At 42.7% G+C, this 26512-nt stretch carries 25 protein-coding genes and 1 pseudogene; 15 read left to right on the top strand and 11 right to left on the bottom strand.

The genetic code is table 11. From position 1 onward, the window contains the following. Positions 1–199: 199 nt before the first annotated feature. The 6 genes and pseudogenes from SLU01_RS03780 (at position 200) to SLU01_RS03760 (ending at position 5380) form a co-directional block, all read left to right on the top strand. Positions 200–745, top strand: a complete 546-nt coding sequence (locus SLU01_RS03780) for a GbsR/MarR family transcriptional regulator (RefSeq protein ID WP_147055508.1) — start codon at positions 200–202, stop codon at positions 743–745. A gap of 220 nt (positions 746–965) precedes the next feature. After that, a pseudogene (locus SLU01_RS18175) lies at positions 966–1112 on the top strand (IS5/IS1182 family transposase); the annotation flags it as partial. A gap of 209 nt (positions 1113–1321) precedes the next feature. After that, a complete protein-coding gene (locus SLU01_RS03775) occupies positions 1322–2323 on the top strand; it encodes a Bug family tripartite tricarboxylate transporter substrate binding protein (protein WP_147055506.1) in 1002 nt (333 codons plus the stop codon). 55 nt (positions 2324–2378) lie between these two features. Then, positions 2379–2861 carry a tripartite tricarboxylate transporter TctB family protein gene (locus SLU01_RS03770; protein WP_308507716.1) on the top strand — a complete coding sequence of 161 codons (483 nt, stop codon included), beginning with the start codon at positions 2379–2381 and terminating at the stop codon, positions 2859–2861. 16 nt (positions 2862–2877) lie between these two features. Next, complete coding sequence (locus tag SLU01_RS03765) at positions 2878–4374, top strand: tripartite tricarboxylate transporter permease (protein ID WP_147055502.1); 1497 nt, start codon at positions 2878–2880, stop codon at positions 4372–4374. A 16-nt stretch (positions 4375–4390) separates the two neighbouring features. After that, a complete protein-coding gene (locus tag SLU01_RS03760; RefSeq protein ID WP_147055500.1) occupies positions 4391–5380 on the top strand; it encodes an asparaginase in 990 nt (329 codons plus the stop codon). A gap of 124 nt (positions 5381–5504) precedes the next feature. Here SLU01_RS03760 and SLU01_RS03755 read toward each other — a convergent pair whose 3' ends face one another. Continuing rightward, positions 5505–6380 (bottom strand): LysR family transcriptional regulator, encoded by an 876-nt coding sequence (locus tag SLU01_RS03755; RefSeq protein WP_147055498.1) that lies wholly within the window; start codon positions 6378–6380, stop codon positions 5505–5507. Positions 6381–6604: 224 nt separating this feature from the next. On the opposite strand from SLU01_RS03755, the gene SLU01_RS03750 reads away from it, so the two are divergent. Together SLU01_RS03750 and SLU01_RS03745 are read left to right on the top strand one after the other, a co-directional pair. Then, complete coding sequence (locus SLU01_RS03750) at positions 6605–6796, top strand: hypothetical protein (RefSeq protein ID WP_147055496.1); 192 nt, start codon at positions 6605–6607, stop codon at positions 6794–6796. Between the two features lie 133 nt (positions 6797–6929). Then, entirely contained in the window at positions 6930–7472 is a 543-nt protein-coding gene (locus tag SLU01_RS03745) for a manganese efflux pump MntP (protein ID WP_147055494.1), read from the top strand. A 69-nt stretch (positions 7473–7541) separates the two neighbouring features. On the opposite strand, the gene SLU01_RS03740 is transcribed toward SLU01_RS03745, so the two are convergent. Continuing rightward, the gene (locus SLU01_RS03740) at positions 7542–7724 is read right to left on the bottom strand and encodes a hypothetical protein (protein ID WP_147055492.1); all 183 of its coding nucleotides are present in this window, start codon (positions 7722–7724) and stop codon (positions 7542–7544) included. Between the two features lie 215 nt (positions 7725–7939). Here SLU01_RS03740 and SLU01_RS03735 point away from each other — a divergent pair, with 215 nt between their 5' ends. The 4 genes from SLU01_RS03735 (at position 7940) to SLU01_RS03725 (ending at position 11798) form a co-directional block, all read left to right on the top strand. Beyond that, the gene (locus tag SLU01_RS03735) at positions 7940–9235 is read left to right on the top strand and encodes a tetratricopeptide repeat protein (protein ID WP_147055490.1); all 1296 of its coding nucleotides are present in this window, start codon (positions 7940–7942) and stop codon (positions 9233–9235) included. Next, positions 9235–9366 carry a hypothetical protein gene (locus tag SLU01_RS18315; RefSeq protein ID WP_281288358.1) on the top strand — a complete coding sequence of 44 codons (132 nt, stop codon included), beginning with the start codon at positions 9235–9237 and terminating at the stop codon, positions 9364–9366. Before SLU01_RS03735 ends, SLU01_RS18315 begins: the two co-directional genes overlap by 1 nt. A gap of 127 nt (positions 9367–9493) precedes the next feature. Further along, positions 9494–10948: a DUF5050 domain-containing protein gene (locus tag SLU01_RS03730; RefSeq protein WP_147055488.1), complete on the top strand. Its 1455-nt coding sequence runs from the start codon at positions 9494–9496 to the stop codon at positions 10946–10948. 133 nt (positions 10949–11081) lie between these two features. After that, complete coding sequence (locus SLU01_RS03725; RefSeq protein ID WP_147055486.1) at positions 11082–11798, top strand: 3-ketoacyl-ACP reductase; 717 nt, start codon at positions 11082–11084, stop codon at positions 11796–11798. A 56-nt stretch (positions 11799–11854) separates the two neighbouring features. Here the strand turns inward: SLU01_RS03725 and SLU01_RS17880 are convergent, their stop codons facing one another. After that, entirely contained in the window at positions 11855–12022 is a 168-nt protein-coding gene (locus SLU01_RS17880) for a hypothetical protein (RefSeq protein ID WP_170232576.1), read from the bottom strand. A gap of 124 nt (positions 12023–12146) precedes the next feature. On the opposite strand from SLU01_RS17880, the gene SLU01_RS03720 reads away from it, so the two are divergent. After that, the gene (locus tag SLU01_RS03720) at positions 12147–13085 is read left to right on the top strand and encodes an SDR family oxidoreductase (RefSeq protein WP_147055535.1); all 939 of its coding nucleotides are present in this window, start codon (positions 12147–12149) and stop codon (positions 13083–13085) included. A 70-nt stretch (positions 13086–13155) separates the two neighbouring features. Here the strand turns inward: SLU01_RS03720 and SLU01_RS03715 are convergent, their stop codons facing one another. After that, positions 13156–13977, bottom strand: a complete 822-nt coding sequence (locus tag SLU01_RS03715; protein ID WP_170232575.1) for a DUF6574 domain-containing protein — start codon at positions 13975–13977, stop codon at positions 13156–13158. Between the two features lie 224 nt (positions 13978–14201). On the opposite strand from SLU01_RS03715, the gene SLU01_RS03710 reads away from it, so the two are divergent. Beyond that, on the top strand, positions 14202–15884 hold the full coding sequence (locus tag SLU01_RS03710) for a methyl-accepting chemotaxis protein (protein ID WP_147055482.1): 1683 nt from the start codon (positions 14202–14204) through the stop codon (positions 15882–15884). Positions 15885–16152: 268 nt separating this feature from the next. Here the strand turns inward: SLU01_RS03710 and SLU01_RS03705 are convergent, their stop codons facing one another. The 6 genes from SLU01_RS03705 to SLU01_RS03680 all read right to left on the bottom strand — a co-directional run bounded on the left by SLU01_RS03705 (position 16153) and on the right by SLU01_RS03680 (position 21980). After that, complete coding sequence (locus SLU01_RS03705; RefSeq protein ID WP_147055480.1) at positions 16153–16923, bottom strand: ABC transporter ATP-binding protein; 771 nt, start codon at positions 16921–16923, stop codon at positions 16153–16155. Next, complete coding sequence (locus SLU01_RS03700; protein ID WP_147055478.1) at positions 16913–17905, bottom strand: FecCD family ABC transporter permease; 993 nt, start codon at positions 17903–17905, stop codon at positions 16913–16915. The genes SLU01_RS03705 and SLU01_RS03700 overlap by 11 nt, the downstream gene beginning before the upstream one ends. 14 nt (positions 17906–17919) lie before the next feature. After that, positions 17920–18801, bottom strand: coding sequence for a heme ABC transporter substrate-binding protein IsdE (gene isdE, locus SLU01_RS03695; protein ID WP_147055476.1), 882 nt, complete (start codon positions 18799–18801; stop codon positions 17920–17922). A 25-nt stretch (positions 18802–18826) separates the two neighbouring features. Beyond that, the gene (locus SLU01_RS03690) at positions 18827–19762 is read right to left on the bottom strand and encodes an NEAT domain-containing protein (RefSeq protein ID WP_147055474.1); all 936 of its coding nucleotides are present in this window, start codon (positions 19760–19762) and stop codon (positions 18827–18829) included. A gap of 73 nt (positions 19763–19835) precedes the next feature. Then, positions 19836–21350 (bottom strand): NEAT domain-containing protein, encoded by a 1515-nt coding sequence (locus SLU01_RS03685; RefSeq protein WP_147055472.1) that lies wholly within the window; start codon positions 21348–21350, stop codon positions 19836–19838. 27 nt (positions 21351–21377) lie between these two features. Continuing rightward, entirely contained in the window at positions 21378–21980 is a 603-nt protein-coding gene (locus tag SLU01_RS03680; protein ID WP_170232574.1) for an NEAT domain-containing protein, read from the bottom strand. A gap of 314 nt (positions 21981–22294) precedes the next feature. On the opposite strand from SLU01_RS03680, the gene SLU01_RS03675 reads away from it, so the two are divergent. After that, positions 22295–23422, top strand: coding sequence for a response regulator (locus tag SLU01_RS03675; protein ID WP_170232573.1), 1128 nt, complete (start codon positions 22295–22297; stop codon positions 23420–23422). Positions 23423–23466: 44 nt separating this feature from the next. On the opposite strand, the gene SLU01_RS03670 is transcribed toward SLU01_RS03675, so the two are convergent. Next, positions 23467–26511 (bottom strand): hybrid sensor histidine kinase/response regulator, encoded by a 3045-nt coding sequence (locus tag SLU01_RS03670; protein WP_170232572.1) that lies wholly within the window; start codon positions 26509–26511, stop codon positions 23467–23469. Between the last annotated feature and the right edge of the window lies 1 nt (position 26512).

Below are 26512 nucleotides of genomic sequence, written 5' to 3'. Positions count from 1 at the left end.
TCCCTAAATTCGAAACTCAACGTCTACTAGTATATGCGTAATAATTTTGTAATACAACCGTTTTTACGAAATAAATTGTTTGTACGGAAAAAACTGTACAAAGTTTAGTTTTATCGATATACTCGAAATGTGGGTATAATATGCTTAGGATAGTGATTGGGAAATTGATTTCCATGAGAGACTTCGGAGGGAATGCATAATGGACGGAAAAGAAACACTTGACAAAGCACGCGAGCGGATCATCGAAACAATCGCGCAAAATATACATCTATATGGCCTAACACCATCTGCTGGCAGACAGTACGGCACGATGTTCTTCCATAATGAGCCGTTAACATTGGATGATATGACAGAAGAACTCGGCATGAGCAAAACGAGTATGAGCACTTCCGTTAGAGCATTGTCAGACTTAAAATTAGTGGAACGCGCATGGAAACGTGGTATCCGCAAAGATCTCTACCAAGTGAAAGACGATTGGTACCAAAGCTTCATCGATTTATTTTCAATTAAATGGCGCAGGTCCATCTCTCTTCATTCCGTCGCTATTAGAAAATCGTTAACCGAACTGCAAGTTTTGAGAAACGATCCAGGAGTTAGTGATGAATTGAAAGAAACTGTTGAAATAGATATAGCAAAACTCGAATATATACGCGATTACTACGAATGGCTTGATCGTTTAGTTGATGCATTCGAAGACCACGATATTTTTGACCTTGTTCCTCGAAAAGATGAATTGACGAAATAAATGACTAAAGTGTGCTGGTGATCGTTAGCACACTTTTTTTGATGCTAAATGTAACATGAACAGTTGCTTTCCGTTCCAGGCGGACGCTTTCCGCGGGCATGGCTTCAGCCTCCTCACTTCGCTTCGCTACGTTGCGGGGTCTTCAGCTCATGCTATTCCCGCTGGAGTCGCCGCCTTCCACTCCAATCAACGGTGTGATTAAATAAGTGAGGTAAGGGATATGATGACGAAGAATCAAATCCATGAACTCGAACTGTTGGAGATTCTGACCACAGAGCAGTTGGTCCCTTAAGATCATCTGGTCCACAAAATGGATGCGTCTATTGATTTCTCCTTTATCTATCCATTAGTTAAAGATTTTCACTCGACCACATGTATTAATAGTAAAAGGGTTGGAAATCAAACGATTTCCAACCCTTTTGTCTATACTCTGAAGCGCGCTAATAATGATTAGTAACTTTTTTATGCCTTATTCCATAAATTATTTCTATGGTTAATAATCAATTAATTCAGTTTTACTAATTCTAGGACTCTATCTATAGTGTATGTAAGCACTTACAAGAAAGGATGATGGAAATGAAAAGGTCGTTACTCTTTTTAGGGTTATCTTTTGCACTTATTCTTGCGGCTTGTAATGAGTCGTCTGGAGATGCAAGTTCGGCGGATGGCGATTGGATGCCGACGAAGAATATTGAAATTGTAGCTCCATCAGGCGCCGGGGGAGGTTGGGACACAACCGCTCGAATGGCTGCTAAAGTTTTGGAAGAAGAGGGTTTGATTGATCAGGGTATCGGAGTTGTGAATAAAACAGGTGGTGGTGGCGCAGTTGGTTGGGCTTATATTGCCACAAAGAAAGAAAGCCCATACAACCTATTTGTCACTTCCACTCCTATGATCGACGTGCCGCTGAATGGTCAATCTGATTATGATTATACCGACTTCACTCCGATTGCAAACGTAATTGCCGACTATGGTGCATTCGCGGTGAAAGCTGACTCAAAATGGCAAACTCTGAATGATCTTTTCGATGATATGAAAAAAGATCCGACAAGTGTTACGGTAATCGGTTCATCATCCCCCGGAAGTATGGATCACTTGAAATTTGCAAAGTTCGCTAAAGAGGCGGGCGTTGATATTACTAAAATTAAATATGTTTCCGAGCAGGACGGCGGAGAGTTGACTGCCCTTCTTAACGGGAGTGTTGATGTGTTTTCAACGGATGTTTCCGAAGTTGTTGAGCAAGTGAGAGCAGGCAACATACGTGTATTGGCTGTAACTTCTGAGGAACGGCTTGAGGGGGAAACAATTTCTGAATTCCCTACCGGTGTTGAGCAAGGCATCAATACGACTTATATTAACTGGAGAGGATTCTTTGGACCTAAAGACCTTCCTGAAGATGCACTTGAATTTTACGAGCAAAAGTTTAAAGAGATGACTGAAACGGATGCTTGGAAAGAAATTAGAGCCAACTACGGATGGGGAGATTTCTTCATGGGTCATGAAGAATACCAAGAGTTTTTGAAAGAGCAAGTGGAATCGAGTAAGGCATTGCTGGATGAATTAGGGATTGTCCGTTAATAAAAGCAGTATTTACATTAAGTCAATGACTGAAATAGTTCATTGACTTAACCTTTTGAAAGGACGTGTTAGATTGCTATCTTCTCAAAACAAGAAAGTAAGCTTGTTTTTGATTGTGCTTGGAGTCGTTTTCGTGATAATGAGTGTGAGACTTCCTGAATATCCTTTAGTGCCGGTGGATGCTGATGCGATTCCTATCATTTTAGGCTGCTTGCTCATCTTTTTATCAATTTTACTATTTTTCATTAAAGATGAACCAAAAGATAGTGAGGACAGTGAACAGTCGGAACCCTTTTTCAATGCCGACAGGAAGATGCTCTTTTTATTCGGAGGATTTATCCTCCTCTATATTGTCCTTCTTGAATGGCTTGGATTTCTGATTACGACTGCGTTATTCATTTTTACAAGCACATTTGCTTTAGGCTATAAGAAGCATGTGACCAACATCATCGTCGCTATTGCCATACCGATTGTTTTTTACTATTTATTCAATTATGTATTGAAGATTTCATTGCCAAAAGGGATATTGCCGTTTTGAAGGGGGATGAGAAAGAATGGGTGTAATGGATGGAATTTTAGAAGGTGCAAAAGTCGCTTTTAGTTTTCATGGCATCCTCTTTGTTTTAATGGGCGTATTTCTAGGCACAATCATCGGCATGTTGCCTGGACTTGGTCCTATAACCGCGATTGGTGTGATGATTCCCATTTCATATGGAATGGATGCGAATATGGCGCTTGTTATGATGGCAGGAATCTATTATGGTGCAATTTTTGGCGGATCTACTTCATCCATTCTCTTAAATGCGCCTGGAGTTGCTGGAACAGTTGCAACCGCTTTCGACGGATATCCAATGGCGCAGCAAGGAAAAGCGGGAAAAGCTCTTGCCATTGCGGCGGTGTCATCATTCATCGGTGGAACGGTCGGAGTTATCTTGCTTATGCTTTTCGCTCCATTATTGGCAACGGTAGCCATCTCTTTTGGACCTCCGGAATATTTCGCGCTCATGCTACTTGCTTTAACAGCTATCGCAAGCCTGTCTGAAGGCTCCACGATAAAAGCGCTCATTTCAGGAACACTTGGCTTCATGGTCGCGATGATTGGGATAGATGGTCAAACTGGAACTTCACGATTCACTTTCGGCAGTGCATCCTTATTAAGCGGAATTGATTTTCTGGTCATCGCCTTGGGGATCTTCGCCTTGGCAGAAGTATTTAAATTAATTATTACCCGAAATGACATTGATAGCGGTCCAAATAAGAACATCGGAAGCATCAGAATTACAAAAAGTGAATTAAAGGAAATGAGCGGTCCAGCTTCAAGGCAATCCGTCTTGGGCTTCCTCATAGGTGTTTTACCTGGCGCCGGTGCTACAATCGCTTCTTTTATCGCATATATTACGGAAAAGAAAATCGCTAAAAAACCCGAGGAATTTGGAAAAGGTTCTATCAAGGGACTTACAGCGCCAGAAACGGCAAACAATGCTGCAACAAGCGGCGCATTCGTACCATTGCTTAGCCTAGGAATACCTGGTTCCGGAACGACCGCAGTTCTTCTTGGAGCATTGATGGTGATGGGAATCCAACCGGGGCCAATGCTTTTTACTGAAAAGCCTGATCTGTTTTGGGGTGTCATTATCAGTATGTATATCGGAAATATATTCCTTTTGGTACTGAACTTGCCTTTAATTCCCTACATATCTAAGCTCTTGAATATACCAAGACCGATGCTTATATCGCTTGTCACTATTTTTTGCCTAATTGGCGTGTACGGAATCAGCTTTAATACGTTTGATTTGTACCTGCTGTTGGCATTTGGGATTATCGGTTATCTTTTACGACTTGTCTCATTCCCGGCAGCGCCATTCATTCTTGCTTTCATACTTGGTGAAATGATTGAGCAGTCTGTACGTAAGTCAATGACGATTTCAAACGGCAGCTTTATGATTTTCCTGGAACGCCCGATCACATTGGCGTTCCTGATCATAACAGTACTTTCCTTAGCATTACCGCCACTACTCGGTATGAGGAAAAAAATAAAAAGCATAGAGTGAATTTGTTGGAGGAGCTATGAAGAAAATTAAATTGATTGCCATGGGCGGAACGATTTCAGCCCATCACACTAAACGAACAGATTTGAGAAATTATACTTCCGGGCATTACACGGGTGAGGATTTAATCCGTGAAATACCGGAGATGAATGAAATCGCAGAACTCCATATCGAGCAACTATCCAACGTAAGCAGTACATTGATTGATACGGAGCATTGGCTCATGTTACGAGATAAAATCCATCATGATTTAAGTGACGGAAACTATGATGGCATCGTGATTACACACGGGACGAATACATTGGAGGAGACTGCGTATTTTCTTCATTTGACGGTTGAATCCGATAAACCGATCGTCCTTACCGGTGCACAACGTCCCTTTTCCGCAATTAGCTCAGATGCACACCTCAATTTATTGAATGCATTGAAGGTTGCAGCGTCCGACTCCTCAGTAGGCAAAGGTGTATTGGTTGTTTTAAATGATCAAATCAGTTGCGCACGTGATGTGTCAAAAACAAATACGTATAGATTGGAAACTTTCAATTCGGGAGAGCTTGGCGTATTAGGCTACGTAGATCCAGATGATTCGGTACAGTTCTACCGCATGTCTGTCCGGAAGCATACGACTTCCTCCGAGTTTGCCATTTTGCCGATAAGTGATCTGCCGAAAGTTGAAATCATCTATTCTTACGCAGGAGCCACCGGAAGGACGATCAGACCTCTACTGGATGAAGAACGAGTCGACGGAATCATCGTAGCAGGAACCGGTGCAGGCAGATGTTCAGAAAAAGAAGAGGTTGAGCTAATAGAAGCTAAGAAAAAAGGCATCCAAATCGTCCTTGGTAGCCGGGTTATGAATGGCAGAGTCCTTCCCCTGGAACGCTACAAACATCTCCAAGCTTCCACTTCCGATAATCTGCCTCCGCATAAAGCAAGAATTCTATTGATGCTTGGCCTTTTAAAATATAGAGATAATGAAAGCATTCAAACCTTGTTTGATATGTATTGATGGTGTGAATGTTTGTTACAATTAAAAAAATCGTTGAAATAGGTGAAAGCTGGTCTAAATAAGCTAACGGGCTGATTCGCGGACAGTTCGCCGTTTCAACGATTTACTTTTTGGATAGAAACTTTCAACGAAGGGGAATTTTATCTTTATACCGTTTAACAAAACCGACGAACGCATTGATGGCCGCGATTTCCAAATCCTCTTCACGATAATGAAGAAACGTCTGCCGTTTGAATTTTTCTCCGCCCATAGTCTCTAATGGCTGCATACATAATTCCTTTTCTCCGACTAAGCATATGCCCGGTAAAATCGTATAGCCTAGACCAAGTCTCGCCATTTCCTTTCCCGTCTCCAAATTATCTACTTTCATAACCGACTTTCTTGTAGAATCAAACCATTCCTTCCACCATCGATCGACTATTTGCTTTAAATATGTATCCATTTGATAATGGATATTCGTGAAATCATGCAATGACAACACGTCAATGGGTTCTTTAGAGACGATGTAAAGAGATTCCTCACAAATCAATTCTCTTCGATCATTCCACAGTTCATGCCCCCGAATGAGCGCGACATTTACATCGCCATTGTCAATTTTTCTCGCCATATCCGTACTTAACCCCGTCACCATATGGACGTTCACTTCCGGGAATTCATTGAAGAAAGCTTGTAGCAGCTGTGGCATAATGTACTGTCCGAATGTAGAAGCAACGCCTAATTTTATCGTCCCTTTCACTTCCACATTCATTTGAAGAAGGGCCTCTCTAGCCTCATTCATCTTTTCTAAGATTTCACTTGCATAATCAATCAAGACTGCTCCCTTTGGTGTCGGTCGAATCCCCATCCTGCCCCGCACAAATAGCTTCGCCTTGAAGGATTGCTCAATTTGCTGCAAACGGTAACTCAATGCTGGCTGTGTCATAAACATATTTTCCGCGACTTTGGTTATGTTTCGTTCCTGATTTAAATACAAAAGAAGTCTTAAATCCTTTTCATCCAACTGAAAACCCCCCTTCTTCACCTTTTTAGTAACTATAAGTATAGATCAATAGAGACTACCGGACTAGTAAGTTGCATTTAACTCTGAATGTTCCGTTTTCCGCACCAGGATGCTTTTTCATTTCCCGCTCCCATTTGGTATAATACATAAAGGAAACCCGTCGGTTACGGGGAAATCGATATTGCGAAAAAAGCAACGTTCAAGTTGCAGAAGGAGGCATTTGGATGCCGGCAAAAATGCCACTTTTATTACTTATGCTAATCATCGGAAGCACATCGTTAGTTCTAGCGTTGACGCTATCCATTTCGAGCGGACTCCAGTTGACATTATTGATCATCGCCGTCTTGCTTAACGTAACAAGCTCGGTCAGCCTCATGGTCATTGGAGCCAAACGGACAAGAGAATCCCTAAAATAGTTTTTTATGGTGCCTGCTACCAAAACAATTTTGAATTGTTTTGGTAGCAGGCACCATATTTTTTCACGCCTAGCCAACCGAGCATGCCCATACATATAAATAATGGATAGACAGAGCGTACGGAGGGGCTTGTATGTTTTTGATGACGATTATTGTGATTGGTATCGCTGCGAACATCGATAATTTAGGAATTAGTATGGCTTATGGTTTGCGCGCTAACCGAATTCCATTTATATATAACCTGACAATCTCTATGATATCCGCTTGTTGTGCATATTTAGCGATCATTGCTGGCAACGTCTTATCTGATTTCCTTACGCTGTCCACCTCAAACTTCATCGGTGGAAATTTGCTTATTGGACTTGGTATCTGGGTTGTCGTGAAACCTTCCGACTGCTCGGAGGATACTAAGAATATGGTGTCCATCCAATGGAAGGAATCCATACTTTTAGGTTTCATTCTCGCACTCAATTGCCTGTCCATCGGATTTAGCGCTGGTATTACAGGCGTTCCCCCATTATCGACCTCCATTTCAGTTGGTTTCTTCTCTTTCATTTCCATCGCAATCGGCGTTCGCCTCGGACATAAAATAGGCATGACCTGGTTCGGAAAACAAGCCGAGCGCATAGGTGGAATCTTGTTGATTTTGATTGGAGTTGTTGAGATATTTATATAGTCGAAAACCGCTGTGCCTGCCATCCACTTATCTAAATCAAGACACGAAAAAACCTTTAGAGAGTTCTCTCTAAAGGTCTATTTTTTGGATTGTTTGATTCGCCGTCATCTTTAACTCTTCGTAGTCAACTGATTTTAAAAACCCTTTCGATTGCATCGTCTGTACAAATTGTAAGAGCTCCATCTTCATCTTCACGATCTCGATGTCCAGGAATTCCACTTCGCAATCAGTCTCCGTTCTTGCCATCGTCATCCCCTTCACACTCCTTTTTTATTAGATGAATCGCCATGACCTGTGACTATTAACTAAAATATAACACGTCAAGTCGAACTAAAGAAGCATTTCCTGTTGGGACATTTATTTTAGAAATGACGTTTTTTTGCTTATTTTCAATAAAAATTTCTCATTCTGAATAGATTTGTATTATACTATTGATGTATTATGATAATTAAGAGAGGTGTCCCTAAATGAAAATAGGTCATTTGATTCGTGCTGAAAGAGTACGGCAAGATATGAAACAAATTGTCTTAGCTAAAGGGATTTGCACGCCTTCTTATCTGTCTAAAATCGAACGTAATCAGATTGAACCTAGCGAAGACATTATGTTACTTTTAATGGCACGGTTAGATATGGATCCTGGGAAATTGCAGAAAACTGATGAACAGACAGAACTTGAGTTTGAGAAGATGTTAATGGGAATTTATAAATTAGTTATTACCTCGCGTACTGATAAACTTACAAAAGAAAAACTGGACTATCTGGAAAAAAACAGTCCACTTTTTGAAAACAATTCTTTACATTATACTTATTCATTAATCATATTAAGGTTTAGGCTAATTTTAAGGATAGACTTAGTAGAGACAAAAAAGGATATTGATGCACTTAGCCATTCCGTAGAACAATTTAATTCCTATCAAATGTATCTATTCAAGTTGAATTTGGCAATATACGCCTATAGTGCAAGAAATCGGAAGGAATCGATCGCTTATTTCGAAGACATATTAGATAACTTAGATAAGTTCTCTTTAAGCGAATGGGAAAAAGCTGAAATCTACTATATGATTGCAGTCATTTATGTAGCAGAAGGTCATATCTCCACTTCCGCAGATTATATTCGATATGCGCTAAATTTTTTTAGGGAAAATCTAATGATGAGCAGAGTTTTGGATTGTTATATTCTTATTGGGATTACTCGAAAAAGAAGCGAGCAGTTCCAAGAGTCCCTAGATGCATATTCAAAAGCCATGCAAATCTGTGATGAATTTAATCTTAATAATGAGAAAGGTATTATATACCATAATATAGGGACATTGAATAGCGCTATGAACAATAGTAGTCAAGCGCTATTATATTACCAAAAAAGCATTGATAATAAAAAAGATGAGGACGATAAGTTAATATCAATATTTTGCCTTATTGTCGAGCATTCCAAGAGAAGTGATAAACTGCTAGTCATCGAATGGGCAAACAGGGGAATCGACTTATATCATAGATTAAATGATGAAAACCAACTATCTTATTTTCATCACTTTAATCTATACAAATCTCTTCATAGTGAGAACGGCTATTTCGATGAAATCGCCAAAGAGACTATCCAGCACTTTAAAGATATTCAGGATTTTCGTTATATTCATAAATATTGCATTGCATTGGCAGAATGGTACTATAATAATAGGAAATATAAGCTGTCATCTATTTATTATCGAGAAGCGAATAGGTATGGCTATATTTATAGAAAAGTAGAGAAATGGGAGGATTTGTAATGAAAAAAATTGCATCGATTCTTTTGCTAGTAGTCATCTTAGGTGTGTCAGTTCAAGTTAACACTGCTTCAGCGAATGAAGATCAAGTGCCAAAGCTTCAAAGAATGCAAAGCTTTTCACAATTAATTTAAAGTAAAAAAGGAATGCCCATTGGCGTTCCTTTTTTCTATGTGCTCGCCACCGTATAAATTCTCCATAAATACCCACTAGAACTTTTGACTAACAAACCGATAAAAAGGTTATAGGGAGGTTAGTCTTATGAAAAAGTTCATCATGTTTACTGCATCAGTCCTTCTTTCATTTTCAATCTTCACGGTTACACCACATGCATCAGCCTCGACGGCGATTAATAACATTTCGACAGCAACCGCTCAGACTCAGACGAAGAAAGCCCCGAAATCCTATCAAATGATTTTGGAAGCACTTTTAAACGGGCAAGAAAAAGGGCGCTTTGATGTGACGGAAGTTTCCTATAAGGAAGCCGGGAAGGTCATTCAACAGGTGTTGCGCGAGAATCCGGAAGTCATGTATTACAACGGGGCTAATTTATGGTCGGATGGAAGAATTGAATTTACCTATTCCGCCTCCCTTTCGACAGTGAAGGCAAATCAAAAGCAATTGCAGTCGGAAGTTGAAAAAGTCCTTCAAGCCATCATCAAACCTACATACACCGATTTTGAAAAGGTGAAAGCGATCCATGACTACATTGCACTCAATACAGCATATGATTATGAAAACTATCAACAAGGTAAGATTTCCGCAGATTCCTATACTGCCTACGGGTCACTCATTAAAGGAATTGCGGTCTGTGACGGCTATACGAAGGCAGCCCAACTGCTTATGAATCGACTTGGCATCGAAAATGAATACGTGGAAGGCTATGGAAATGGCGAGGCGCACTCTTGGAATCTTGTGAAGTTGGATGGTCAGAACTATTTTATGGATATCACATGGGATGATCCCGTTCCAGATACAAAGGGAGATGTGCGATATTCCTATTTCCTAGTCACTTCCAAACGGCTTAAACAGGACCACAGCTGGGTGGAAAGCGAATGGCCTGTCGCGTCGAGCACAAAATATGCATTTTTCCATGACTTCTCAAAATCAGTCGAGACGGACGGATATTATTATTTCAGTAATGAAGCGGATCACGGGAAGTTGTACCGCATCGCAAAAGATGGGACAGGCAAGCAGAAAGTCAATGATGTTCATGCCCCCTACTTTGCAATTGCTGGAGATTGGATTTATTTCAGCAATTACTCGAATGGCGGTTATTTATTCAAAATGAAGATAGATGGCAGCAACCTCACAAAATTGAATGATCGGCATGTGACAGCTTTGTCGATCGAGGGAAACTCACTTCATTATAAAGATGAGACGACTTCGAAGTTTATGGAGATGACTGTTGAAGCTGTGCCAATCAAACCTAGCGGTGACATTGTCGCTTCTTCGAAAACGTGGACAGTGACGTTCAATACCGCTATCGACCCTATGTCCATCCTACCTGAAAATGTTTTCGTCACGAAAGAGGCGGGAAAACGGATTTCCGTCCGCTTGAGCAGCGATCCTAAAAATCCGCGGAATATTATCGTTCAGCCACCAAGTGGGGGTTACGAAAAAAACACGAATTATGTCTTAACGATTCAGCATATAAAATCTGCGACAAACCGTGTTCAACAGCAAGTGAAACATCACCATTTTTTCGTTCAATAAACAGCAAAGCACCTTCAGCATAGAGAAGGTGCTTTTTCACGATGTCCCAATTTCTACAAAGTTCGTTTCCATAGGAGATCAGGTGGCTGTTTGTTATACTAACGTGTGAATTCAGTGAAAAGGAGATCATCAAATGCAGAAAATAACTGGGAAAAACGCGATTATTACTGGAGCTGGCAGAGGAATTGGCCGTGCGACCGCAATTGCTTTTGCAAAAGAAGGCATTCATGTCGGACTCATCGGGAAAACTGCCGCTAATCTTGAGAAGGTTGCGGAAGAGCTACGTGAATATGGTGTTAATGTTTCGTTGGCTGCAGCAGATGTTTCCGATAATGCATCTGTCATTGCAGCCGTCGACTACGTGAAGTCGGAGCTTGGCCCAATCGATATCCTCATTAACAATGCCGGAATTGGGAAATTCGGCAAGTTCCTTGAACTATCACCGGAAGAATTTAAACATATTATCGATGTCAACTTAATGGGCATGTATTATGTTACCCGCGCAGTGTTGCCTGAAATGATCGAACGGCAAACAGGCGACATTATCAACATCTCTTCCACTGCCGGACAAAAAGGTGCCCCTGTCACAAGCGCATACAGTGCGTCGAAATTCGGTGTACTCGGCCTAACCGAATCGCTTATGTTGGAAGTGAGAAAGCATAACATTCGTGTCAGTGCATTGACACCAAGCACAGTGGCAACTGACCTTGCATTTGAAGAAAACCTTACAGACGGCAATCCCGATAAAGTGATCCAACCTGAAGATCTTGCCGAAATGATGGTCGCACAGCTAAAACTTCACCCGCGCGTCCTCTTAAAATCAGCCGGCCTATGGTCGACAAACCCTTAAACGTTCGTGCCTGCCACCGAAACAATATTGGATTGTTTCGGTGGCAGGCACTTTTTTTAGATTAACGGCATATAAGGTTGGTAAATCGGATTTGTGTAAAATGGAGGTCGTGGCCCGATTTCAGGGAGTTTGAACTGCGCGAAGTCCCCGTACTCCACCTCCACCTTCCCTGTCGAATCATTGATGAGCAAGTAGTTCACTTCCGGATTGTAATAAAATTGCACAGCAGTCACTCCTATCCTATTTATTTGCTATCTTATTCGACTTGCCCACGAAGAGTGCTGAGTGGACAGATTGAATTTGCACGGTTACGGCCTAGAAAGCATATTGTACGTTGATGAAATGCTTATGAGAGGATTGAGGAAAGCTTTGAGAAACGATTCGCCTAGTAAAAAAACTTATCCAATGTATCCTAACTTCGGTAAAATAACTCGTTTCGAAGAAATTGCCTTAACCGTGCCGGAGCAAAGGCAATTCCGGCAACCCGGTCTTGAGGAATATATGGTGCCTCAACCTATAATCGAAGACCCCAATTATAAAGGCAGTGGAAAACTGGAAGGGAAAGTCGCATTGATTACCGGAGGGGATAGTGGAATGGGTGCGGCGGCAGCTATCGCATTTGCGAAAGAAGGTGCGGATGTCGCCATTGCTTATTTGGATGAGCATAATGATGCTGAACGAACAAAAAGAAGAGTCGAGGAAATTGGACGCCGCTGCCTTCTCCTCCCCGGTGATTTGCGGAAGAAACAGCAGTGTGAGGAAATTGTTGATAAAACCGTTGAAACATTCGGTGCACTTCACATCCTCTGCAATCACGTCGGCATCCAGTTCCAACAACTATCATTGCTCGATATTACTGATGAACAGTTCGACGAAACGTTTAAAGTGAATATTTACTCTCATTTTTATACAACCCGCAAAGCACTGAACTACTTGGAAGCAGGAAGTTCCATTATTAATACGAGCTCAGTGGTCGCGTTTGACGGCAATGATCAGCTTATGGACTATTCAGCGACAAAAGGAGCAAACGTCGGCTTCACACGGGCTTTGGCAAGCAATCTGGTCAGCAAAGGCATTCGAGTTAACGCAATCGCACCCGGCCGAATTTGGACACCGTTAATCCCCGCAAGTTTTTCGGCAGATCAAGTCCCTCTAGCCGGCAATCCAATGGATCGACAAGGTCAACCTTTCGAAGTGGCTCCCACTTTTGTATACTTAGCCTCCGACGACTCCCGTTTCGTCACCGGGCAAGTATTGCATGTCAATGGAGGCCAAGTTTTCGGATGAAAAAAGCTCTAATCGGGGATGCCTGCCACCCACGCAATTCAAAGTTGTTCAGGTGGCAGGCATCGTATTTTTAAAGCAGACTCCTCAAGTTTTCCAAGTAATTCCCTACAGCAGTATCTCCGATAAATTTGTAAAGAATCGCGAATAGAAGAATGACTACTATGACATACAGCGTGAAGCCATATAGGGGGTCAACTCCCTTTGGTTGTTTGGATAAAAGAGCGCCCATTACGTAACCAGGAGAAATCACGATGACGTAAACAAGTCCCGCAAGCATGATGAAACTGCCATATACATAAGACTTCATTAAAAGCACGCCGAGCGCAATGAGTCCAACGACAATTGCCGGTAAAGAGTGTGCGCCATAATGGACCAATATCTTTTTAAAAGAATAATCCGGGCCGAAATATTTGCTGATCATAAAAAGCCCTAACGACACGATCCCCATACTAATTACGATAAAGACAAATACGTTGATGAACACCGAGAAATACGAAAGTTCATCGTACATTTCACCGACAAGCTCCGCAATGCCGCCAACCGATGCTTGTAAAACACCGTTAATTGCACTATAAAACGACAGGCCAAAGATGATGGCATACAACATTAATGAGATAACTCCATGACGGAATTCATCTGCCTGTTCTGTAAAACTTAAAGATGGAGCTTTTAAATGCTGCTTAAAATAGGACCGGTACGCCTGAAACCCCTTCTTCAAGTTATCCAGTTGCACACTCGATTCCACCTTCGCAACCTTTGCCGCAACGGCTTGCTGTTCACCTGAAATCACCGATTGATTTACATCTACATTGTTCGCGACCCCCAACCTCACACCACAATTACCGCAAAAATGTCCATTCCCCTGCACATTCCCACAATGACCGCACCTCATCGTTTCCCCTCCATTTAAAGTTATAAAAAAATTACCTGATTTTCATCACCTATCACCACTTTATTATGAACATGAAGGAGTTACGACTGATTTCCCGAAACAAAAAGCCGGTGGCAGGCACCGTAAAAAATATTAATAGTATTTCCTCATCACTGTAGGTATAATGAGGTATAGTCAGTATTTTTTCAATAGCAACTTTAGATCTAGCCAAAGGGGGAGCATCTTTGTTTAAGCAAAAAGGTAGTATTCGCAAAAAGATTGTTTTAGGGACATTGATTCCTATTTATTTTATTACTATACTGTTCAGTTTTGTTTTTTATTTCACATCGATTCGCATCATAGAGGTAAATGTGATGCCGGAATTCGAAAAGTCTCTTAACTTCACGATGGATGAGTTGAAAGAAAAAGTGCCAGATCGGTTGATAAAATTGGCTCTGGATAATAAAAATCAGCATAACAAACTTCTAAACATCGTCAATACATTGAAGGAAAAAAACGGTGTGGAAAACATATCGATACATAGCAAGGTGAATGGCGAGGATCTGTTGCTGGCAACTACCGATTCGGCCGATTACTTAGTTGCGTTGCCGATGAATGCGGATAAAAACCAGGCCCTTGAAACTGGAAAGCCGCTGTTCAGCGATATTTACAAAGATGAATTCGGTATACATAAGTCGTTTTATTATGCAATCCCTGGGACGGATTCCGTTATTAGTGTCAGCCAGGATGCTACGTCACTCAGTCATTTAAAACGCGCAGTCATTATTATTAGCCTTGTGATGATCGGACTTGGCGTTGTGCTTGGAATCGCGTTCCCTTCATTTATTGCAAGAAAACTTACGAAACCGCTTACTGAATTAGTACGTTATACCGAAACAATCGCACAAGGAGACTTGACGCAAACTGTGCAAGTGAAAAGCAAGGATGAAATCGGGCGGCTTGCGCATAGTTTTGAGCATATGAAAAACGAATTATCTCAGATGATCAAGCATGTAAATCTTGCTGCTGATAATGTTGTGAATTCGTCCAATGAGCTGGCGTATAGTGCCGAGCAGATGAGCGATGTTGTGAATCAATCAACAGTCGCGACACAAGAAGTTTCTGCAACAAGCGACTCACTTTCGGTTGCCGCGAATCAAAACTTGACAGCTTTGGAACAGATTACGACTGGCATCCAGGACATCGCAGATTCATCTTCAAAAGTTGCAGAGGAGACGGCGGAAGTGTCTGAAGCCGCAGAACAAGGAAGCCGGTTAATCAATGATTCGATGGATGGAATCAATGCAATCAATGACTCTGTTCAGGCTTCAATGGAAATTACGCAAGTATTACATTCGCGTTCCAATGAAGTGGAGAAGATCATCGGAATGATCACCGATATATCCGATCAAATTAACCTATTGGCATTGAATGCCGCAATTGAAGCGGCCCGCGCAGGAGAAGCCGGAAAAGGATTCAGTGTTGTCGCGAGCGAAGTACGTAATTTAGCAGAGCAATCTGCCGTCTCCGCCAATCAAATCCGAAAGCTTATTCACGACATGCAAAACGACTCCCGACGATCCGTGGAAGCGATGGCTAAAGTGAATGAGGACGTCGAACGTGAAACGGTTATTGTCAACGAGGCCGGCGCGTCGTTTGGAAATATTTTAGAAAAGATCTCGCAAATTTCCGAGGATGTCCAATCTGTATCGGCCACCGTACAAGAAATTTCTGCGGGATCCGAGCAGATCCTAGCTTCCACCCACGACACCGTCCAGTCGCTTGCAACTTCATCCGGCAACACACAAAACATCGCAGCCTCCATGGAAGAGCAGCTCGCTTCAATGGAAGAGATGGTCGCAACGACAGAAGCGTTGAACACCATGGCGAATGATCTGAAGGAAGAGATTAGGAAATTCAAAGTTTAACAAAACAAAAAGCCGCGACGTATTCAGTCGCGGCTTTTCGTTTTATTAAAGAATAGAGCAACACAATGAAACCAGCTTGCAAAGCAATCATCGCAAGTCGCAACACAACCAAACGACTGCAACACAATCAAACCGCCTCGCAAAGCAATCATCACAAGCCGCAACGAAATCAATCGATCTTACAACACAACCAACCCATTTCGCAACACAATCAAGCCAAAGTAGTGCAATCATTTTCCAAAATCATCCAACCTCCGCAGATTCCCGTTCAAATCCCAATCGGGACAATATACATGCCTGCTTGCAAATCATGTTTAACTACAACATCGACACCGTAAATTTCTTTAATAGCGTCCGCTGTAATAATGTCTGCGGGTGCTCCTTTGGCAGCGATTTGTCCATCCTTCATTGCAATAATCGTATCGCTATAACGGATCGCTTGGTTAATATCATGGAGCACCATGACGATGGAGATGCCGTGCTCTTTATTCAATGAACGAACAAGTTCAAGCAATTCGTATTGGTAATAAATATCCAAATACGTCGTCGGTTCATCCAAAAATAAGTACGGTGTCTGCTGTGTGAGCGCCATCGCGATCCAGACGCGCTGCATTTGCCCGCCGGACAGTTGGTCGATCGGCATCTTCCGTTTATCCAATAAATTCGTGCTTGCAAGCGCCCACTCCACCGCCTCTTCATCCTCTTTCGTTGATGAAGAGAACAAACTCTTATACGGTATCCGTCCATAAGCCGTCAACTTTTCAACGGTCATATCGGATGGCGCATTGTTTTGCTGATGGACGACGGCAAGCCTTTTCGCAAGCTCTTTCGGCTTAAAATCGGTCAATGCCTTGCCGTCTAGCACGACCTGACCGTTTTGCGGCCGATAATGATTCGACAGGACACCGAGCAATGTCGACTTGCCACAACCGTTCGGACCGATAATCGTCGTCACTTTTCCAGTTTCAATCGAGCCGTCGATCCCATGCAATGTATTCAACTTATTGTCATATGAAAACGTGACACCGTTAATATCCATAAATGCGATCACTCTTTCTCAACAGGAATATGAGGAATGGCCCCCCGATGACCGCGACGATGATTGACGCCGGAATCTCATTCGGCGCAATCAATACCCGTCCGAGCGTATCGGCCAATAAAATCAAAAGCGCCCCAGCCAATGCAGAAAATGGGATGAGCACCTTATGATCATTTCCGACGAGCGTCCTGCCGATATGCGGTACGAGCAAACCGACAAACGCGAACATCCCCGCAACCGCCGTAGCGACAGACGCCAGTAAGACGGCAATCAATGCAATGACAAACCTTGCCAAATTGACATTGACTCCTAGACTTTTCGCAGTTTTGTCCTCAAGTGCTAAATAATTGCACCATTTATACACGAAAAACGAAAGCAAGATTCCGATGCTGCCGTACAGCGCAATTACGTCGACATCGCTCCACTTCTTCAGCGTCAATGTCGAAGTCGTCACTTGGCTCATCGACTGCGTCAATCCGCCTCCGCTGAATCCGATCGCCTGGCTTAACCCGGTGAATAGCGCATTGACTGCAATCCCGATCAAAATCATCCGCAGCGGATCAAGCCCCGACTTCCACGACAATGAATAAACGAGCAAAAACGCAAGCGCTCCACCTAGAAACGCAAACATAGGGACGAAAAAGAACATCGTCGGAAATAGTGCAATCATTAAAATCGACATGAAACTTGCGCCCGCAGATACCCCGATGATTCCGGGATCCGCAAGCGGGTTGCGCATGACCGCCTGCAGCAGCACACCCGCGACCGACAACGCCGCCCCTGCAAATACTGCGATCAAAAGCCTCGGCAACCGCAAATCTTTTATGATTGCGACATCATCATTCGTCCCCGTCAGCAACCCGTGGAACAACTCATATGGTGTCACTTGAATGCTGCCCGTCAACGCTGATTGCACAAACACGACAATAAGCAGCGCGATGACAACTATGAAACTGACTCTTCTTCTCGTAAACCAAGACATATTTCTACCTGCCTTCATTCCTCTGGATAGAGCATCTTCTGCAATTCATCCAACGCTTCGATTGCTGCCAAATTGCCCGTCGTTCCGAACAGTGTTTCCTCCAAATCATAGACACGGACATTTTTCACGGCATTGAAATGCTTCCATACATCATTCGAACGGAACTCTTCATCGAACATCTCCACAACTTGCTCGGGCATTCCATGTGCAGCCCTCAAAATGATATCCGGATTCGACTGCTGCAAATATTCCGTATTGGACGATAAAAACTCTACATCCTCGCCCGTTATCACATTCACACCACCGACCCGCTTCACAAGATCACCGATATACGAATGCTCCGTCGCGACTAAATAACTTCCAGGAATCCCAAGCAAAATCAAAACAGTCGGCTTCTCTTTCCCTTCAGCAACAACCTCTATCTGGGCTAACTTCTCTTCGAACTCCGCCACAATTGCTTCCGCCTGCGGCAAACGGTCGTACTTTTCGCCAATTTTCAAGATTTCTTCATGCATCGCGTCGATACTTTCCAGATTGGCATACGTCATATCGATCCCGCGTTCTTCAAACATCTCTTGCAAGTCATATTTCAACGTCGTCACTGAATAGATTTCCGTCGGTTTCAAAGAAAGCAGCATCTCCATATCGGGACTCATCGGATTGCCGACTTCCTTCGCATCGGCATATCGTTCCGGCAAGTCTTTATAGCTGGAGGGGACACCGACAAGATCGATTTCCAGTGCATCCATAATTTCAGTCAACGCGACAGTCGTTGCGACAATTCGATCCCCTTCCTCGATGTCCTCTTGAACAGCGGCCGCCTTGTCCTTGCCTGAAGAACAGCCGGCCAGCATCGCAAGAAACAAGATGCATACTAGACCGATTGCTTTTTTCATTTTTGAACAACTCCTAACCGTGCTTTTACTTACGGGCACGTTTCTTCACTGCAGCAAATGTGATACCGCCTGCCAAAATTGCGAAGATCACTGCCAGCACGATAAATAAGATCGTATTCGAACTGCCTTTTTCATCCGCCACTTCTTCTGCGACTGCTTCGTTTTGCTCTGTTTCTTCTATTGAAATTTCTTCTGCTGCTTCCTCTTCTTCAACGAGTTCATCTGCCCTATCCTCTACGCCAAGTTCATCCTCTTCATCTTTTGCCGCATCAACGGTTTCGTCCGTTTCAACGTCTGTTGTCGAAGCATCCTCTGTTTTTGACTCTTTTTCCGATTCGGATTTACTCGCTTTTTCGGTCACAGTTGTTTCATTCTTGGAAACTTCTTTTTTCTCAACTGGCTTTTCAACCTTCTGTTGAGTCGGTTTTTCTTCTGGCTTTTTCGTTGCTTCCGGTTTTGTTTCAGGTTTCGTTTCCTTCACTGGAGGTGTCGTCACTGGCTTTTCAGCAGGTGGTGCAGGTATGGATGATGTGTTGAAAGAGAGGCGTATGTCGTATTTATTGTCATACTCAAACCCGGGTATCCCTGTCACAATGACATGGATTTTCGCTTTTACCGGCTGCCTCAGATCCGTTACGTCAAACTTGACGACACGTTTGTCATTCGCTTCACTGACAACTTGCACGTCTTTTCCTTGCACTTTGAAATATTGCCACCATGAACTATTATTCAACGTCACTGTCACTGTCGCTTTGTCATTTTGGATTTTCACTTTCGCGGGGCTTACCATATAATCGGCAGTCGCAGATTGTTCATTCCCAGATTCTTTCAATACTGTGAATGGAACAGTATAATCACCGTCTGCGAAAGTCGTCCCGGCCGCGTGCACCGGCATCATTGCGGGAATATAAAGCGCAAGCAGAAACGCAATCGCCATCGAAAAAAGCGTTTTCGTTTTCATCGTAAACTCCTTTATTCACATACACACAACGCCGGCTGTCACTTATATGCGTGACGCCGGCTGGAGTGTATACTTATTTAATTACTTCTAGCATGTTGTAAACCATTTTCACCGCATGAGCGCGAGTTGCGTTCATTTTCGGTTGGAACATTTTTTCGCCTTTTACATCATTTCCATTAATGATGTCTAACCCTGCAGCCAATGACACAGCTGATTTTGCATAATCATTGATTTGCGAAGCATCAGCGAACGCAGCATCTGTTTTCACGTTTTCTAGAACAGACGCATCTTTGTATTCAATTGCACGGATAATCATCGTCACCATTTGTTGACGTGTAATTGCTTCGTTCGGATTGAATTTGCCGTTGTCGCCTTTGATAATGCCAGCGCGGCTAGCAGCTTCCACCTCTTGAACGAAACCAGTCATCTCTTTCGTCACATCAGAGAACGTACCTTCAGCATCTTGCGTCGGAAGCTCCAATGCACGTGCAATAACTAAAGCGAATTGAGCTCTTGTCATTTTATCGTTCGGTGCAAATGTATCTGCAGCTTTACCTTTGACGATTCCTTGTGCAGCAAGTGCTTCAATATAAGGTTTAGCCCAAGTGTTATCGATGTCTTTGAATGGTACTTCAACTTCTTCAGGTTGTTCTTCCGGCTCTTCGGTCGGCTCTTCTTCAGTAGCAACTGGTGCTACACTGTCCTGATCGAAAGCAAGACGAATTGTGTAATTCCCAGTATGATTCGCTGCTGCGACAAACACAGTCACTTTCGCGTTCATCAGTTTTGTAAGATCCGCTACTTCGAATGAAACGATGCGGCTGTTTGCTTCTTCATCTACACTTACTACGTCTGCATCAACATATTCGCCGTCTTGCTCAACTTTGAACTCTGTAATTTGTTCATTGTTCGTCAAGTTAAGAGCAACGATGTTTTTACCATCTTTCACAGTCAATGAAGCAGGTGTATCCATAAATCTCATCATCGAAGAGTCTTTCTCTTCTTCTTCATGCAATGCTTTATAACCGATTGTGTACTCCCCATCTTTTAATGTTTCGCCAGGAGTTTCAGTAACTTCTTCTTTTGGATCTTCTTTCGGCTCTTCCACTTCTTCCTTATCAGCAGGAACGTCGCTTGCGTCAAATTGGAAACGGATATCGTACGTATGATCATACTCGCCAAGGCCAGGTACGCCTGTAACGATAATATGAGCTTTCGCATTCACGATGCTTTTAACATCTTTAACATCAAATTTCACAACTCTTGTATTCTCTTTTTCATCTTCACTAACAACTTCAGCATCTACGAAATCATCACCGGCTTGGATTTTCAAAGACTGCCAGTATTGACTGCTGAGCAAAGTCATATATGCAACCGTTTTTCCGTCTTCAACTTTGATTTGTACTGGGTTTTTCACAAACTTCCCAGCAGATGATTCTTCATCACTGTCGGGTTGAAGGACTTTAACTGGAAGCTCATATGCCTGTTCGTCTTGCGCAGTTACTTCAGCAGCCGCTGACGGAAGTGCAGGTACTGCAGTGAAAAGCACTAGAATTGCTGTTAAAAACATCATTAAATTCTTTTTCATTCGTCTACTCTCCTCTTAATCTTAATATCAGTTCTTTTTCTTGGATCGCGTCATTTTGCTTACAGCTACGATGGCCACAACCGCAAATAGCGCAACCACTATGTACCAAATAGTCTTTCCAGAAGCATCATCTTCGGATTGGGAGTCAATCCACTCCTCATCCGCCACTTCAGCTGAATCGGGATCAATGGCGACTCGGACGGTATATGCATGATCATAAACCGGCTCCATATCCTTGATGATGACATGCATCTTAAGCGGGAATGGCGTCAATTGCTCACCATCGAATTTAAACTCGACAACCCGTGTATTCGCCTCCGTATCCTCGCTGACGATTGTCGAATCGACAAATGCATCGCCATCTTGCGCCTTCAGCTCTTTCACCCATTCGCTTTGATTCACGGTCACCTGCATGCGCGCATCAGCACCTTTGATTTTCAACAATGCAGGCTTCGCAAAATAATCATTCGCAATAGAGACGGAATCACTATCAGCTTGTAACAATTGATAGTCAATAGCGTAAACACCATCGTCCAGTGTCGCGGCGGACGCGTTCATTCCCGGCAACAATAGGATGAAGACAAGCAAACTAGCAGCCGACAAACCCTTCATCATTTTCCCACGAGCCAACCCCTCACCTCTTTCAACTATCTTCAAAACTATTCAATGAGAACAGTTATCAATTATCACTCTTCCATAATATATCATAAGCAACCAATTTAATAGACCATTTCTCAACCTTCACATATCGTTCACAAAATGGTGACAGCCACCCGAACGATTCAGAATTTTCCCGGTGCCCGCCGCCCAAGAGATTCTGAATTTTCTGGGTGACAGGCACCGAAAAAAAAGGTGGGTTAGGAAAATTCTTGCATAGTGTTTGAGTAGTTGAGATAATGATTGGTAATATATTGCTCGTAATTTCAATGGTGGGGGTGATTTTTATGATTCGTACAATTGTTGTGGACGATGAGCAGCTCGCATTGCGGCATTTAATGAAGAAACTGCAAACAATTGAGACGGTTGAAGTTGTTGGCTCCTTTTCAAATGCCCGTGATGTCCTTAAAGGCATGAAAACTCTGGATTTCAATGTGGCATTTTTGGATATTGAGCTGCCTGGGCTTAGCGGTCTTGATTTGGCTGATCTGCTTAAGGAGTGGAATAAGGATGTTTTCATCGTATTTGTCACCGCATACCGTGATTATGCAGTTCAAGCTTTCGAATTACATTCCATTGATTATTTGATGAAACCGATCATGTCGGAACGGCTTGAGAAGACGATCTTACGGATCCAAGAACAACTTGAGAAGCGAACCACTGAGAAAACAAATGCAACACTTCCTTCAAAAGCCTTGAAGATTATTTGTTTCAAAGAATTTGCCGTATACCATCATAACACCCCCGTGAAGTGGAAAACTGGAAAGGTGAAGGAACTATTTGCCTATTTCATTACAAACCACCAAGACCCCATCCATCGGGATACAATCATTGAAGCATTATGGAATGATGTAGAGTACCAAAAGGCGAAGATTCAATTGCATACCGCGATTTCATACTTACGAAAAACATTGGATGCCATGGGTTATCCGGATACCATCACTTTTTCAAACGGAAGCTATGTAATGGAAATTGATCATTATGAATGTGATGTACACCAATTCGAACGGATTTTCGAAGACCACCCGCAACTTACAGATGCGAACATCGAAATGTTCGAAGACATTGTTCAGAATTATAACGGGGATTATATGGAGAATAACGGTTATGAATGGGCTCTCGTGAAGGCGCATGCAATCCGTCAAAAAATTTCCCAACTTCTTCAAATGATGATCGATTTCTTCGCCGACCAGAATTTGTTGAATAAAAAACAACAGTATTTACAACTTCTTGTCTCCCTGAGCCCGTATTCGGAATCTGCCGTTCAACAGCTTATGCGTTTCTATGTTAAAACTGGCAACCGCGGTGAAGCTGTAAAGGTTTATCATGACATGAAAGAGCTCCTCATCGAAGATCTTGGCATTTTACCAGATCAATCGACGACCGGATTGTACGATTCTATTTTAAATGGGTAGAAAAAAGGCGCCGTAGACCAGTGAAGCAGTCATGGCGCCTTTTTTCATTTTGGAACAGTAAAAGATACGGTTGTACCGACATTGAGCTCACTCGTAATTCTCAAGCCTCTGCCGAATAATTGACGCAGTCGTTTGTCGGTATTCAACAAGCCAATGCCTTTATTCCTTTCACCCGCCTCGGATAACAACTTACAGACTTTTTCAGGATCCATTCCCATGCCGTCATCCGCAATCGAAATTTCAACAGCCCCATCTAGTTCCATAACGGAAACCTTCACAGTCCCCCCACCTGGCAGGCATAAAACACCGTGGTTAATAGCATTTTCAACTAGTGTCTGGATTGCGAGCGGAGGCACGAGCACATTGGAATTCACATCAACTTGCCATTCCACTTGCAATCGTTCGCCAAACCGCTCCTTTTCGATAAACACATACGAACGGACGAGTTCAAGTTCCTTCTTAAGAGGCACAAGTTCGCTCAAGTTTTGAGTTGTAAAACTTGCATTCAAGTAATTTCCGAACTCATTGATCAGCTTCATCATCTTTTCCGGGTCCTCTTCACTAAGCGCGGCAATTGTATTTAACGTATTGAAAAGGAAATGCGGTTGAATTTGAGCCTGCAGCCATGCCGCCTCCATAATAACCCGGTCAGACATCGACTTCCCGAGATCCGTCAACGCCTTCACTCGCACAACCAATTCTTTCTTAGCAACCGGCTTAATAATATAATCATTTGCCCCATAGTGGAATCCAGTTTGGATATCCTCCGACTGACTTCGCGCGGTCAGCATCATAACAGGCAGCTCCGCCATCGTGAACCGCTCCCGAATTTTCTCCGTCAATTCATAGCCAGACATTTTGGGCATCATGACATCCGTCAAAACGAGATCCCATTTGCCTTTATTCAATAAAACCAATGCTTCCGTCCCGCTCGTACATGTCGTCACTTCGAATTGAGAAGCCTTCAAAATGCGTTCTACAATCGTTAAATTAAGGGGATCATCGTCGACGACGAGAATCCTCGGTAGCCCTTCTCTTTCTGAACCTGCTGCTATTTCCAAACGAGGGGCCGTCAACTGATTCACCATCGGACGTTCCGTTTTCAATTCTTTCCTTTCATTCCCTAAAGGAATCGTGAATGAGAATGTCGAACCTTGATCCACAACCGACTGCACTTCCAACTTGCCGCCATGAAGACTGACGAGTTGCTCACAAATGCTAAGCCCAAGACCAAGTCCTCCACCCATTGCAGTCATACTTGAATCCGCCTGCTCATACGGAAGGAAAATCGAGTGTAACGTTTCTTCGTCTATCCCGATTCCCGTATCTTTCACACTAACCCTTGCCATTTTCCCTTCCATCTCGACAGAAATTGTAATTTCCCCACGCTCTGAATACTTCACCGCATTGTGGATAAGGTTGAATACAATTTGAAACAGCCGATTTTCATCAGCCCTCAAGCAAGGAAAATCTTCACTGATGTTAATAACGAATGAAATATCCTTCCCCTCCGTCATCAGACGCATCATATCCACAACGCTTGCGACGACAGCAGAAAGATCGACATCTTTTTTATGAAGCTCGATGCCGCCCTCTTTCAAATGTTGAATATCCAAAAGATCATTCAGAATATAGGACATCCTTTTACTGACGGAAATAAGCGTCTCCATATTCCTCTTGCTTTCAACAGATAAATGATCACTTTCCGTTTCATAAATCGTCTGGGATATATTCATAATGCCATGTAAAGGATTGCGTAATTCATGTGATGTATTTGCCAGAAACTCATCTTTCTTTTGATCAACGCGCTGAAGCTTTTCAGCGAGTGCCTTGCTTTCTTCGGTAGCTTGGAAGAATTGCTTGAACCAGAAAACCGCAAAACAGATGACAGCAATGATCATATTGAAGGGATAATACGGAAGAACAACTAATCCGATCGTATTGAAGTAAGCACAAACTATATTGAATGCAATGCTAATTGTTGCAAAGAGCAAATAGATGGAGCCGCTCGTCCCCTTCGACACGATTTTCAGTAAACTGAATGGAATGAGGATCGGTCCCACGATGAAAATCAACGAGAACAAATTTCCCGAAATAGGTCGGATATCCAATAAAAGTACGAAAATATATACCAAATATACGATGAACAACAATTTATACAGATAGGAAAGCAACGAAGTCGTTTTCAATGTGCCTTCCAGCAGTTTCCTAAAAAAGAGCACAAGGAAGATAATACTCGTCGTATAAGAGAAGTGCGCAAGCTTTATCCACCAAAATTGTTCAATCGTCGGAAATAAGTAAAGTAAAATCCGCTCATCATCCAGAAGAATTGACAACGCAGCGCTTCCAAACACAACTGCTAAATACAATAATTCACTTCTTCTTGAAAAGCCGATGTAAATAATGATGGCAAAAACGAAATGTAACAGCAAGATGCTGACAGATAAAAGTTGAGACATAAGCGCTACAGTTTGGCTTTTTTCAACCGCTGACACAAAACCAAATTGAATCGGCTTCTGCATCCCGCTTTTTTTCGAGGGACCCGTGTCAGCAACTTGTATAGATAAATCAATCACTTGAACGTCGCTCTGGAAACTTATTTTAAAAGGTTTGACTTTTGGAACAAAATCACTTTCCTTCGTCGCTACCTTCCCCTGTTCCATCACCTTTTCCCCATTAATATAAATAGCCGATGCCGTTCTTATATCTTTTACATAGAAGGTATATGGCTCATTCTTATGTTTTTCGTCTAACAGAATTCGAAGATGATATGTACCGTATAGAAATGACATATCATTACCAGCTGGTGGATTGGATAGTGATTCTCTCCATTTCCCCGGCACGGTTATGTACGCTGGCGTGTCGTCCTGCCGTTCTGTATTTTCAAGACTCCATGGGTCAAACATCCATTCACCAACTAGTTGAATCGAATCGTCCGCAAAGTCAACTCCTCGCAGATCAAGCACTCCTCCTTCAGCTTGCGGAAGATTCTTATCGTAATAAAGGGTAGCCCATAGGAATCGAAGCCCAACTAAGGTAATTAAAAAACAAGTTGTCAGTATGATGATTTTCCTTCTATTCATGTTCATT

This window comes from Sporosarcina luteola, assembly GCF_007991495.1.
Classification (GTDB): Bacteria; Bacillota; Bacilli; order Bacillales_A; family Planococcaceae; genus Sporosarcina; species Sporosarcina luteola.
This window is presented reverse-complemented; position numbering and strand designations above follow the sequence as displayed.